This window comes from Acidimicrobiales bacterium, assembly GCA_025455885.1.
Lineage (GTDB): Bacteria > Actinomycetota > Acidimicrobiia > Acidimicrobiales > Acidimicrobilacustridaceae > Rhabdothermincola_A.
The window spans coordinates 132,147-144,901 of the sequence record JALOLR010000009.1 but is presented as its reverse complement, the minus strand read 5'-3'; the positions used below and the strand labels follow the sequence as shown (position 1 = coordinate 144,901).

13 protein-coding genes are annotated in these 12,755 nt (G+C 72.9%); 11 read left to right on the top strand and 2 right to left on the bottom strand.

Going from position 1 to position 12,755, the window contains the following annotated elements:
- Positions 1–813, bottom strand: a complete 813-nt coding sequence (locus MUE36_09855) for an ATP-binding cassette domain-containing protein (GenBank protein MCU0311236.1) — start codon at positions 811–813, stop codon at positions 1–3.
- A 178-nt stretch (positions 814–991) separates the two neighbouring features.
- On the opposite strand from MUE36_09855, the gene MUE36_09850 reads away from it, so the two are divergent.
- The 11 genes from MUE36_09850 to MUE36_09800 all read left to right on the top strand — a co-directional run bounded on the left by MUE36_09850 (position 992) and on the right by MUE36_09800 (position 11,699).
- Positions 992–2,269, top strand: coding sequence for a hemolysin family protein (locus tag MUE36_09850; protein MCU0311235.1), 1,278 nt, complete (start codon positions 992–994; stop codon positions 2,267–2,269).
- Positions 2,266–3,354, top strand: a complete 1,089-nt coding sequence (locus MUE36_09845; protein MCU0311234.1) for a hemolysin family protein — start codon at positions 2,266–2,268, stop codon at positions 3,352–3,354. Before MUE36_09850 ends, MUE36_09845 begins: the two co-directional genes overlap by 4 nt.
- Positions 3,355–3,429: 75 nt before the next feature.
- Positions 3,430–4,197: an enoyl-ACP reductase FabI gene (gene fabI / locus MUE36_09840; protein ID MCU0311233.1), complete on the top strand. Its 768-nt coding sequence runs from the start codon at positions 3,430–3,432 to the stop codon at positions 4,195–4,197.
- An 87-nt stretch (positions 4,198–4,284) separates the two neighbouring features.
- Positions 4,285–4,944 carry an NADPH-dependent F420 reductase gene (gene npdG / locus MUE36_09835; GenBank protein ID MCU0311232.1) on the top strand — a complete coding sequence of 220 codons (660 nt, stop codon included), beginning with the start codon at positions 4,285–4,287 and terminating at the stop codon, positions 4,942–4,944.
- An 81-nt stretch (positions 4,945–5,025) separates the two neighbouring features.
- Positions 5,026–6,207, top strand: coding sequence for a cysteine--tRNA ligase (gene cysS, locus MUE36_09830; GenBank protein MCU0311231.1), 1,182 nt, complete (start codon positions 5,026–5,028; stop codon positions 6,205–6,207).
- A gap of 114 nt (positions 6,208–6,321) precedes the next feature.
- Complete coding sequence (locus MUE36_09825) at positions 6,322–7,050, top strand: 1-acyl-sn-glycerol-3-phosphate acyltransferase (GenBank protein MCU0311230.1); 729 nt, start codon at positions 6,322–6,324, stop codon at positions 7,048–7,050.
- Between the two features lie 41 nt (positions 7,051–7,091).
- Positions 7,092–9,041, top strand: coding sequence for a threonine--tRNA ligase (thrS, locus tag MUE36_09820; GenBank protein ID MCU0311229.1), 1,950 nt, complete (start codon positions 7,092–7,094; stop codon positions 9,039–9,041).
- Between the two features lie 7 nt (positions 9,042–9,048).
- Positions 9,049–9,612, top strand: a complete 564-nt coding sequence (locus tag MUE36_09815; GenBank protein ID MCU0311228.1) for an HIT domain-containing protein — start codon at positions 9,049–9,051, stop codon at positions 9,610–9,612.
- Positions 9,613–9,737: 125 nt separating this feature from the next.
- Positions 9,738–10,409 (top strand): SCO family protein, encoded by a 672-nt coding sequence (locus tag MUE36_09810; GenBank protein ID MCU0311227.1) that lies wholly within the window; start codon positions 9,738–9,740, stop codon positions 10,407–10,409.
- A 40-nt stretch (positions 10,410–10,449) separates the two neighbouring features.
- Positions 10,450–10,971: a copper chaperone PCu(A)C gene (locus MUE36_09805; protein MCU0311226.1), complete on the top strand. Its 522-nt coding sequence runs from the start codon at positions 10,450–10,452 to the stop codon at positions 10,969–10,971.
- A gap of 68 nt (positions 10,972–11,039) precedes the next feature.
- Positions 11,040–11,699: a hypothetical protein gene (locus MUE36_09800; GenBank protein ID MCU0311225.1), complete on the top strand. Its 660-nt coding sequence runs from the start codon at positions 11,040–11,042 to the stop codon at positions 11,697–11,699.
- A gap of 23 nt (positions 11,700–11,722) precedes the next feature.
- Here MUE36_09800 and MUE36_09795 read toward each other — a convergent pair whose 3' ends face one another.
- Positions 11,723–12,481, bottom strand: coding sequence for a hypothetical protein (locus MUE36_09795; GenBank protein MCU0311224.1), 759 nt, complete (start codon positions 12,479–12,481; stop codon positions 11,723–11,725).
- Positions 12,482–12,755 lie beyond the last annotated feature (274 nt).

Sequence of the window (12,755 nt, the reverse complement as noted above, 5' to 3'; positions counted from 1 at the left end):
TCAGCGGCGCCCCCAGGCCCACCAGCGGCCGTGGCGCCGCTCCAGGCCGAGCTCCTTGCCGAAGCACGCGGACAACGTCGCCGCGGTGAGCACGTCGCCGATCTCGCCGGCGGCCTGCACCTCCCCGGCGTCGAGGAGCAGCACGTGGGTGAACCCCTCCGGGATCTCCTCCACGTGGTGGGTGACGAGCACGATGGGGGCCGAGTCGGGCCGTGACGCCAGCGTGGCGAGCCCTTCGACGAGGACCTCTCGACCTTCGAGGTCGAGCCCTGCGGTGGGCTCGTCGAGCAGCAGCAGCCCGGGATCCGTCATCAGCGTGCGGGCCAGCAGGACGCGTTGGCGCTCACCGGAGGACAGCGAGCCGAACGACCGGTCGGCCAACGCCTCGATCCCCACGTCGGCGAGGCAGGCGGTCGCCCGGCGGCGGTCCGCTTCGTCGTAGCGGTGCCACCACGGCTCGAGCGCGGCGTTCTTGGCCGTCATCACGACGTCGGTGGGCGTGAGGTCGGGGCGCAACATGTCGGCCATCGCCGCGCTGGCCAGGCCGATGCGGGTTCGGAGCCGTCGGACGTCGGTGCGCCCCAGGCGCTCGCCGAGCACGTCGACCGTTCCCTCGCTCGGGTGGAGGTAGAGCGAGGCGATCCGCAGCAACGACGACTTGCCCGAACCGTTGCGGCCCATCACGACCCATCGCTCGTCGGGTCCCACCGTCCACGTCACGTCGCGGAGCAGATGACGTCCGTCGCGCACCAGCCCGACCTCGCGCATCGCCAGGGCGGGACCCTCGGGGGCGTCGGGCGGAGGACCGGTCATGCGGCGGCGACGCTACTGCGGGGTCAGGTGCCGCCCGGCGTGGAGCCGTCGGTCCGGGCCGGCCCTCGGCGGCGGGCGCTAGCGTTGCGCCGCCGGTGATCTCCGCCGGGCTGCCCGCGCACGAAGCGACGATCCCTCCATCGACCTCGCGTTCGGCCTCCTCGCCGTCATCCTGCTGATCGCCGCCAACGCGTTCTTCGTCGCGGCCGAGTTCGCCCTCGTCGCCGCGGACCGCACGAAGATCGAGCGGGCCATGGTCGCGGGCAGCCGTCGGGCGCGCATCGCCGACGGCCTGTTGCGGGCCCTGTCGTTCCAGCTGAGCGGGGCGCAGTTCGGGATCACCGTCACGTCGGTGATCCTCGGCTTCCTCGCCCAGCCGGTGGTCGCCCAGCTGATCGAGCCCCTGCTCGAGCCGTTCATCGGCGAACGGGCCGTCGCCGGGGTCGCCCTGGTGGTGGCGCTGGTCCTCACCACCTCCGTGCAGATGGTGGTGGGCGAGCTCGTCCCGAAGAGCCTCGCCATCGCCCGGCCCGAGGCCACGACGTTGTTCTTGGCCCCGTCGGTGCGCATCTACGGCATCGTCGCCGGGCCCGTGCTCCGGGTGCTCAACGGGACGGCCAACGCCATCGTGCGGGCGCTCGGTGTCGAGCCCCGAGAGGAGCTGTCCAACGTCCGGTCGCTCACCGAGCTGCTCGTCATGGTGGAGACCTCCACGGAGGAGGGGACGCTTCCCGACGGGGCCAGCGCCCTGCTCACCCGGTCGATCCGGTTCGGGTCCAAGACCGCCGACGACGCCCTCATCCCGCGCGTCGACGTCGTCGCCCTGCCCGTCGACGCCACGGTGGACGAGCTGGTCGCGGTGTCGGTGGAGTCGGGCCACAGCCGGTTCCCCATCTACGGCACCGACCTCGACGACGTGAGGGGGATCGTGCACGTGCGCCGGGCCCACACGGTGCCGCGGGCCGGTCGGCGGTCCGTCACCGTGGGCGAGCTGATGGTCCCGGCGCTCGGCGTGCCCGAGAGCCGGGAGCTCGACGACGTGCTCGTCGACCTGCGTCGGGCCCGCACGCACATGGCGGTGGTCGTCGACGAGTACGGGGGGACCGCCGGCATCCTCACCCTGGAGGACGTGCTCGAGGAGATCGTCGGGGAGATCGACGACGAACACGACCGCCCGGCCGCCCTCACCCACGTGCGACGACGGGGCGAGTTCGTCGTGGACGGCACCTACCACCTGGACGAGGTGCTCGACCTGTGCGGCCTGGAGCTCCCCGAGGGCGGGTACGAGACCGTGGCCGGCTTCGTGCTCGACCGCCTCGGACGCATCCCGGCCGAGGGCGAGGGCGTTGACGAGGGGGAGTGGCGCATCGAGGTCGTGACGATGGACCGCCGCCGCATCGCCGAGGTGCGCCTGGCGCCCCGCAACGGCGTTCACGACGGGGGGGCGGCGTCGTGAACCCCTGGGCGCTGCTGGCCGTGGTCGTGCTCCTGTTCGTCAACGGCTACTTCGTGGCCCTCGAGTTCGCCGTCGTCGGGTCGCGCCGGAGCCGCCTCGAGCCGATGGCCGAGGACGGTGACCGACGCGCCCAACGGTCGCTCGACGCGATCGGCGACCTCAGCACCCGCTTGGCCGGGGCCCAGCTCGGCATCACCGTCGCGTCCCTGTTGCTCGGGCTCGTGGGCGAGCCCGCCGTGGCGGTCGTGTTCGAGGACCTCTTCGAGCGGGTGGGGCTGCCGGAGGGGCTGGTGCGTCCGGCATCGTTCGCGGTGGCGCTGGCGCTGGTCGTGTTCCTGCACATGCTCGTCGGGGAGATGGTGCCGAAGAACCTCGCCCTGGCCCACCCCGAGCGGATGCTGCGAGCCCTGTCCGGCGTCGACCGCGCCTACCTCGCGGTGGCCCGGCCGATCGTGCTGCTCCTCAACGCGCTGGCCAACGTGGGGGTGCGCCTCCTCGGCGTCGAGCCACGGGACGAGCTGGCCGGCGCGCACACCGCCGAGGAGCTGGCGGTCGTCGTCGCGGCGTCCCGCGAGGAGGGGGCCATCGAGGACTTCGCCGCCGAGCTGCTCACCGGCGTGCTCACGTTCGCCGGTCGCTCGGTCGCCACCGTGATGGTCCCCAGGGACGAGGTGTGCTCGATCCCGGCGACGACCACCGTCGCCGAGGCCGAGGCCCTCGTGGTCGACCGGGGCCACACCCGCCTCCCGGTCACCGGACCGGGGGGGCTCGACGACGTGGCGGGCTTCGTCCACGCCAAGGACCTGCTGGCCCTGGCGGCCCCGGCGGCCGACCGTCCGATCCCGCTGCGGCTCGTCCGGCGCATGCTCCTCGTCCCCGCCGAGCAGTCGCTGGAGGACCTGATGGTCACGATGCGACGCACCCGGATCCACTTCGCGCTCGTGCAGGGTCGGGACGGCGAGACGGTGGGGATCGTCACCCTCGACGACCTGCTCGAGGAGCTCGTCGGCGACATCGTCGAGGAGATCGTCGACGACGACCGCGGCGGGACCGTGGGCCCCGACGAGGGCGCGCCGTGGGTGTGACCTCGCCGCGACGGTGACCCCGGGGCGGCGGGCCGTCTCGTAACGTCGGCGGTCGGATCAGGATCGGAGACGTTCATGGGACTGCTCGACGGAAAGCGACTGCTCGTCACGGGGGTGCTCAGCGACTCGTCGCTGGCGTTCGGGGTGGCGGCCCTGGCCCAGCAGGAGGGCGCCGAGATCGTGCTGACCGGCGTGGGCAACGCCATGAAGAACACCCAGCGGGCGGCCGGGAAGCTGCCGTCGCCCCCCGCCGTGCTGGAGATGGACGTGTCCGACCCCGACCACCTGGCGGCGGTGCGAGACGACCTCCGGGAGCGGTGGGGTGGCGTGGACGGCGCGCTGCACGCCATCGGCTTCGCGCCACCGGTGTGCCTCGGGGGCACGTTCATGGACGCCGGATGGGACGACGTGAGCGTCGCCCTCAACGTGTCGGCCTACTCGTTGAAGGCCCTGGCCGACGTCGTCGCCCCGCTGATGCCCGACGGCGGCTCGATCGTGGCGCTCGACTTCGACGCCACGGTCTCCTACCCCGCCTACGACTGGATGGGCGTGGCGAAGGCGTCGCTCGAGTCGACGTCCCGGTACCTGGCCCGCTACCTGGGGCCCCAGCAGGTGAGGGTGAACCTCGTCGCCGCCGGTCCGATCCGCACGATCGCAGCGCGCTCGATCCCCGGCTTCTCGAAGTTCGAGGACGTGTGGGACGACCGGGCTCCCCTCGGGTGGGACGTGCGTGACTCCTCGGCCGTCGCCAAGGCCTGCGTCGCGTTGCTGTCCGACTGGTTCCCGCAGACGACCGGCGAGATCGTGCACGTCGACGGCGGCTTCCACTCCACCGGCGCCTGATCGACCGCGGAGCCGACGACACCGACGCCGCGGACGCCGACGCCGCCGGTTTCGGTGCCCGCCCGGCCCTCCGGTAGCGTCGGGGCGATGCAGATCGGGATCGTCGGTGGGACGGGTCCGGCCGGGAGCGGTCTCGCCGCCCGACTGGCGTCGGTGGGTCACGAGGTCGTCATCGGCTCGCGGTCGGTCGAACGAGCCCGGGAGGTGACCGACGGGCTCGGGGAGCGGTGGGCCGGGCGTTCGCTGGCGATCACGGCGGCCGACAACGCCGGCGCCGCCGACGCGGAGCTGATCGTCGTCGCCACCCCGTGGGACGCGGCCTGGACCACCGCGAAGTCCGTCGGCGACCGCCTCCACGGCAAGGTCGTCCTCTCGATGGCCAACGCCCTCGTGCGGGTCGGCCACGAGTTCCAGCCGCTCGTGCCCCCCCGGGGGTCGGTGGCGGCCAGCGTGCAGGCGGCGGTGCCCGGTTCGGAGGTGGTGGCGGCCCTGCACCACGTGCCCGCCAAGGAGCTCGGCGACCTCGATCACGGCGTCGAGAGCGACGTGCTCATCTGCTCCGATCATGCCGACGCCAAGCAGCTGTGCATGGAGCTCATCGCCGGGCTGCCGGACCTGCGCCCGCTCGACGCCGGCGATCTCACCCAGGCCGCCCCGATCGAGGCGTTCACCGCCGTGCTCCTGCAGCTCAACGTGCGCTACCGCACGCGGGTGGCGGTGAAGTTCACGGGTCTCGACCTGCCCTGACCGCCTGCGGCGAGGGCCCCGCAGGGCACCGGGGGAGCGGGGTGGACCGGTAACGTGCTCGCCGGAGCGAAAAGGACGCGCATGACCGACTTCCCCCCCGACGCCGCCGAGCCGATGCGCCTCTACGACACCGCCCGTCGCGCCGTGGTGCCCTTCGAGCCGGGACCCCTCGTCACGATGTACACGTGCGGCATCACGCCGTACGACGCCACCCACCTGGGCCACGCCGCCACCTACGTGACCTACGACGTTCTCCAGCGCCGCCTGCGCGATCGGGGGCACGAGACCCGCTGCGTGCGCAACATCACCGACGTCGACGACGACATCCTCCGCAAGGCCCGCGAGCTCGGCGTGCACTACCTCGACCTCGCCGCCGCCGAGACGGCCCGATTCGACAACGACATGCTCACGCTCAACGTGATCACGTCGTGGAGCGAACCCCGGGCGACCTCGGCCATCCCCGACATCCGCGGCTTCATCGGGATGGTGCTCGACCGGGGCCACGCCTACGAGAGCGGCGGTGCGGTGTACTTCTCCGTCTCGAGCTTCGAGCGGTTCGGGCAGGTCTCGCACCTCTCCCGCGACGAGATGCTCGAGCTGGCCCGTCAGCACGGCGGCAACCCCGACGATCCGAACAAGCGTGACCCCCTCGACTTCGTCCTCTGGCAGCCCTCCGCCGACGACGAGCCGGCCTGGGAGTCGCTGTGGGGCCCGGGGCGCCCGGGCTGGCACATCGAGTGCTCGGCGCTGGCGCTGCGCGAGCTCGACACGACCATCGACCTGCACGGCGGCGGCTCGGACCTGATCTTCCCCCACCACGAGTGCGAGGCCGCGCAGAGCGAGGCCGCCACCGGGGAGCCCTTCGTCCGCCACTGGATGCACCAGGCCATGGTCCGGATGGACGGCGAGAAGATGTCGAAGTCCCTCGGCAACCTCGTCTTCGTGAGCGACCTGTTGAAGACCCACGACCCCCGGGCGATCCGCCTGGCCGTCGTCGCCCACCACTACCGCGACTCGTGGGAGTGGCACGAGTCGCTGATGCCCGCCGCCGACGCCCGCCTCGAACGGTGGCTGGCGGCCACGGACGCTCCGGGTGCGACGGACAGCGTGACGGCGCTGGCGGGGGTGCGGGCCTGTCTCGACGACGACCTGAGCACGCCCGGGGCGGTGGCGGCCATCGACGCCGCCGTCGAGCGGGGCGAGGGCGTGGCGTCGGCGGCCGCGCTGCTCGGGGTGTACCTGGTCGGCGAAGCCGAGGTCTGACACACGCCGGATCGTTGACCCGGATAAGCAGTTTCGTGAAGTCGGTCACCTGCCGTGGTGCCGGCCGTCCCGGTGAGGCAGAATCGGACACGGTCGGCGAAGGGAACGGGTGCGATGGCGCGAGAGGTGGGGCAGCTCTACAAGCCGGCGCGGGCCCTTCTCGACCCGCTCTTCTCGTTCTTCTGGAAGTGGGAGATCGAGGGCCTCGAGCACGTCCCTTCCGAGGGCGGGGCCATCGTGGCGCCCAACCACCTCTCGGTGTTCGACCACTTCGCGGTCGCGGCCGCGCTCCCGCGGCGCATCACCTACGTCGGCAAGGCCGAGTACATGGACAGCTGGAAGACCCGCTACGTCTTCCCGGCGCTCGGCATGATCCCGATCGACCGCGGCGGCGGCAGCGCCGCCGAGCGGGCCCTCGACAAGGCGGCGCAGCTCCTCGACTCCGGTGAGCTGTTCGGCATCTACCCCGAGGGCACCCGCAGCCGCGACGGCGACCTCCACAAGGGGCACACCGGGGTCGCCCGCCTCGCGCTGCGCACCGGGTGTCCCATCCTCCCGGTCGGCCTCCAGGGCACCCTCGAGGTGCAGCCCCCGGACTGCTCGCTGCCGAAGGCGTTCAAGACGCTGCGGGTCCGCTTCGGCCGCCCGGTCGACGTCACCCGCTATCTCGACAGGGCCGACGACCGCATGATCCTGCGCCAGATCACCGACGAGGTGATGTTCGAGGTCAGCGAGCTCTCCGGCCAGCGCTACGTCGACACCTACGCCACCAAGAAGAGCGAGGACATCCCCACCGAGACCGCCCGGGTGGCGGGGCCGGTGCTGGCGGGTGCGCCGGGCTGAAACCGCTCGGGGGGTCCGGGCCGCGGCGTTACGCTCGCCGCATGCCCGACGTCCTCACCATCTCCCTGCCCGACGGCTCGTCCCGGGAGCTGCCCGAGGGCTCGACGGCCGGCGACCTCGCCGCCGCCATCGGCTCCCGGCTGGCGAAGGCGGCGGTCATCGCCGAGGTGAACGGCGTCGAGCGCGACCTCGTGTGGCCCCTGGCCGACGGCGACACGGTGAGCATCGTGACCGAGACCAGCGACCGGGGCCTGTTCACGTTGCGGCACTCCACGGCCCACGTGCTCGCCCAGGCCGTGCTCGACCTCTTCCCGGGGGCGACCTTCGGGATCGGGCCTCCCATCGAGAACGGCTTCTACTACGACTTCGAGCTCCCCGACGGCGCCACCTTCAACCCCGACGACCTCGAGCGGATCGAGGCGCGGATGCGCGAGATCATCGCCGAGCGCCAGCCCTTCGTCCGCGACGAGATCACCGAGGACGCCGCTCTCGAGCTCTTCAAGGACCATCGGTACAAGTGCGAGATCATCCGCGGCGCCGCCGAGGACCCGATGTCGGCCACGGAGACCGGGCTGGTGCGCACCTACGAGAACCCGCCCCGGTTCATCGACCTGTGCCGGGGCCCCCACGTGCCCGACACCGGGCGCCTCGGTCACTTCAAGTTGATGCGGGTGGCCGGCGCGTACTGGCGCGGCGACGAGAAGAACCCGATGCTCCAGCGCATCTACGGCACCGCGTGGCCCTCGAAGAAGGAGCTGGACCAGCACCTCCACAACCTCGCCGAGGCCGAGAAGCGCGACCACCGCAAGCTGGCCGCCGAGCTCGACCTGTTGAGCTTCCCCGAGGAGATCGGCGGCGGGCTGGCGGTGTGGCACCCGAAGGGGGCGGCGGTCCGCAAGCTCATGGAGGACTACAGCCGCGAGCGCCACGAGCGCGGCGGGTACGACGCCGTCTACTCGCCCCACATCGGGCGGTCGACGCTGTGGGAGACCAGCGGGCACCTCGACTTCTACGCCGACGGCATGTACCCGCCGATGGAGGTCGACAACGGCGACTACTACCCGAAGCCGATGAACTGCCCGTTCCACATGCTGATCTTCAAGAGCAGCCAGCGCAGCTACCGCGACCTGCCGATGCGGCTGTTCGAGCTCGGCACCGTGTACCGCTACGAGCGCTCGGGCACCCTGCACGGCCTCATGCGCATCCGGGGGTTCACCCAGGACGACGCCCACATCTTCTGCACCCCCGAGCAGGTCGTGGACGAGGTGGGCGAGCTGCTCGAGTTCGTGTTGTCGGTGCTGCGGGCCTTCGGGTTCAGCGAGTTCGAGGCCAACCTCTCCACCCGGCCGGAGGACAAGTGGGTGGGCACCGACGAGCGGTGGGAGCTGGCCACCGAGGCGCTGCGCACCGCGCTCGAACGCGAGGGCCTGCCCTACGAGGTCGACGAGGGGGGCGGGGCGTTCTACGGCCCGAAGATCGACGTGAAGGTGCGCGACGCCATCGGGCGGAAGTGGCAGCTGTCCACCATCCAGGCCGACTTCAACCTCCCCGAGCGCTTCGGGCTCGAGTACGTGGGCGCCGACAACGCCCGCCACGAGCCGGTGGTGCTGCACCGGGCGCTGTTCGGGTCCGTCGAGCGCTTCTTCGGGGTGCTCCTCGAGCACTACGCCGGCGCCTTCCCGGTGTGGCTGGCCCCGGTGCAGGTGCGGGTGCTGCCGGTGCGCGACGACCACGACACCTACGCCCATCGCGTCGTCGACCGTCTGCGGGCCGAGGGCTACCGGGCCGACTACGTCGACGCCTCCGAGCCGCTCGGGTCGCGCATCCGCCGCGCCAAGCTCGAGAAGCTGCCCTACGTGCTCGTCGTGGGCGACGACGACGTGGAGCACGGCACGGTGGGCGTCAACCCCCGCGGCGGGGAGGTGGAGCGGGGCGTGACCTGCGACGAGTTCGAGGAGCGCCTCGCCGTCGACGTGTTGGCCCACGTCTGATGCGGTCGTGACCGGCGATCCCGACGGCGGCGCGTCGCAGGGCCCGTCGGCCGCACCGCCGGCGCTGGCCCACCTGTGGGCCGGCTGGCGCAGCACCTACATCATGGCGGTGAGCGAGCCCGACGACACGTCGCTGGCCCCCGACGCCGAGGGGTCGCTGTTCGAGCGGATCCTGCGCCTGCCCGACGACGAGGGCTTCGTCGTGCACCGTGGTCCGACCTGCTCGGTGCTGCTCAACGCCTACCCGTACACCTCGGGGCACGTGCTGGTGCTGCCGAACCGCGCGGTGGCCGAGCTCGAGGGCCTCACCGGCGACGAGCTCGAGGAGCTCGCCCGGTCGACGCGTGACGCGGTGGTGGCCGTGAAGCGGGCCTATCGCTGCGACGGGGTGAACGTGGGCATGAACCTCGGCCGAGCGGGAGGAGCGGGGGTGCCCGACCACCTCCACGCCCACGTCCTGCCCCGGTGGGCCGGTGACACGAACTTCATGACCTCGGTGGCGCTGGCCCGCGTGCTGCCCGAGCCGCTCGACGAGACGTGGCGCCGCCTCACCGAGGCCTGGCCCGGCTGACCCGCTCGGAGGGCCCGCGACGGCGTTCGGGCCCGGTGGGACCAAGGTCCCGACCTGGCGGGCCACCGGTCACGACTGGGCCTCTTCGGCGCCCGGGGCGGTGGCGGGTGGGTGAGACTGCCGCCGTGCCCCGTTCGTCCGTCCTTCGCGCCCTCGTCGGCGTGGTCGTCGGTGCCCTGGTCGGGCTGTCGGCGTGCGGTGGGTCCTCCGGCGGCGCCGGGGCTCCCGGGGGGGAGGAGGCCGCCACGTTCCCCGGCGGGCGTCCGGAGCCGGCCAAGGAGGTCGGCGAGCTCGTGCTGACCGACCACTCGACGGATCCGGCGGGGGAGCCGTTCCCGATGAGGGCCCCCGAGGGCGAGCTGCTGCTCGTCTACTTCGGCTACCTGTCGTGCCCCGACGTCTGCCCGCTCACGATGGCCGACACGGTGAGCGGCCTCGAGGAGCTCGATCCCGAGGACGCCGACCGGGTGGAGGTGGCGTTCGTGACCGTCGACCCGGCGCGCGACGACCCGGCCCGGATGGTGGGCTACCTGGAGCACTTCTTCCCCGAGGGCGGCGCCCACGCGCTGCGCGAGGCCGACGAGGGGGCCCTCAACGGGGTCACCTACCGCTTCGGCGCCAAGTGGGAGGCCGAGCCCCACCAGCCCGGCGACTTCTACGCCGTCGCCCACACGGGCGACACCTACGTGGTGGACGACACCGGGCGGGTCGTGTGGGCCTGGCCCTTCGGCACCGCCGGTGAGGAGCTCGCCACCGCCGTCCGCTCGCTCCTCGCGACGACCTACCCCTCGACCTGACCCCTGACACGAGACCCCCCACATGAGAAGGATTCCCCTGATGCGACTGCACCCCCCGTCACTGCGTCACGCCGTTCCCGTCGTCCTCGCCGCTGCGCTGGCGCTCGGCGGCCTCACCGCCTGCGGCGACGACGGTTCGAGCTCGTCGAGCGGCACTACCGCCGTTCCCGGCACGACCACCCCGGTCGAGGTCGGGGTCGTCGCCACGGGGGCGTGGGCGCGCAGCTCGCCCATGGTGGCCGAGGCGGGCGCGGCCTACATGACCCTCACCAACACCACCTCCGAGGACGCCGAGCTGGTCGGTGCGTCGGTGCCGGCCGCGGTGGCGGCCGCCGCCGAGGTGCACGAGACGTCGATGGGCGACGGCGGCATGATGTCGATGCAGCAGGTCCCGTCGGTCACCGTGCCCGCCGACGGCTCGGTGGAGCTGGCCCCGGGCGGTTTCCACATCATGTTGCTGCAGCTGGCCGAGCCGCTCGTGGCCGGCGAGGACATCCCGATCACGCTCTCGTTCGCCGACGGCGACGAGGTGATGGTGGTGGCCACCGTGCGCGACGCCTGACCCTCCCGGTCGACCCGGCCGGCCGCGGATGGTGCGGCCGGCGACCGCAGGGCTACGGTCGGCGCGCCATGGCCGACGACCCGACCCCCGATGATCCCCGCGACGACGACCCCGCAGGGCCGGCGTCGGGGACCGGTGGGGTCCCGGCGGCGGACCGCTCGGCAGACCGTTCGGACGACCCGGCCGACCACGCCGGCGGCGGGGACGGCGCCGGTCCCACGGTGCCCCTCTCCGACGACGAGATCCGCGACTCGCTGCCCGACGACCTCGACGCCGCCGGGTACGTCGGGCCGTACATGTTCCCGAACAACAACCGCCGCCGGATCCCCGCCTACCTGTACTGGGGCATCGCCGCGGTCTGCCTCGTCCTGTGGTTCGTCAACCGTGACGGCGACAACCCGCTGGTCAACGGGGGGTTCCTGGTGGCCGGGGTGTCGCTCGTCCTGATCGGGCTCTACAGCTTCTTCGCGGGCTGGGACCTCGACGTCGACGAGCGTGACGCGCTGGTGGTGGCCACCCGCCAGGTCGGCTTCCCGGTGGGCCACGCCTCGGCCCAGATGGGCTGGCGGGGGATCATGAGCCGCCCCACCTGGCGGATCCTGCTCTACTCCGCCGACGATCCGCCCGAGAAGCGGGGCCTGGTGCTCGTCGACGGCGTCGACGGCGAGGTCGTGGAGTGGTTCGTGGAGGACAACCCCGAGGACTGGTCCGACCTGAACCGTCAGTGACGGCCGGGGCGCAGCGAGGGCGATCAGCTCGGTATGAGGGATCCGCGCCTCGTCCGCTTCGGCCGCGTGGCCGACCAGAGGAGATACCCGACGTCGGTGAGCAGGAGTCCCACGCCGGCGAGCTTCAAGGTGGAGCCGTCGACGCCGGTGACCGGCAACGCTCCCGCCACCGCCCCCCCGGCTCCTGCGCCGGGGGTCGTGCCGATCGGCGTGATGGTGACGCCGGCGGGCGGGGGCACCGGGGGCGGCGCCGGCCCGGGGGGCACGGTCGTCGGGGGAGGCGGCGGTGGGGAGTCCTCGTCGGTGACGACGATGCCGACGTCCTGGTCGGCGCCGTCGGCGCGCTCGGTCGCCGCGCCGAGGACCGGGCGTCCGTTCACGAGCGGCCCGAAGGTCACGATGCCGGCCGTCCCCTCGGTGGGGGCGGTGGCCGGCGGTGGGTCTGGCGTCGGCGCAGCGCCGTCGTCGGGAGCCCCGCCGGGCGGGCCCGGGGCCGGTGGGGCTGGGTCCGGCGGTTCGATCGCGTCGATGGGCGGAACGGGGTCGAGGGGCTGGGTGGATCCGCTGCTCGGGATCGGGGCGGGGTCGGGCGTCGAACCTCCGTCGGTCGTCTCGACCGCCAGTTGTGGCTCGGCGGCGGCCGACGGCGCGGCCTCGACGGGTCCGGTGACGTCGTCGGCCGACGCCAGTGGCGCACCGAGGAGCCCCACTCCCAGGACAGCGACGCCGACGATGGCGACCGCCTCGAGCCGGCGGCGCCCGGCAACTCCCCATCGCGTCATGGTGGGCCCCCCGGCTCCGTCGTCCGCGGGCTCCGGGCGACACCTCGGCGTCGCCCGGCACGCGGCCTGAAGCGGTGAGTATGTTCGCTCGGCCCGGTGCTGGCAACCGGTCCGTGCCGTCGGGCCCGGTCGTGGTCCGGGGGCGCGTCGCCGCGAGGCGAGGCGCGGACGAGCGTCACGCTGCGTGACGCGAGCCCGGCCCCGGCCCCTCCCCTCGCCGCGGTTCAACGCTCGCCCGGGCGGTCGTCAGGGTCCGACGGCACGGCAAGGGACG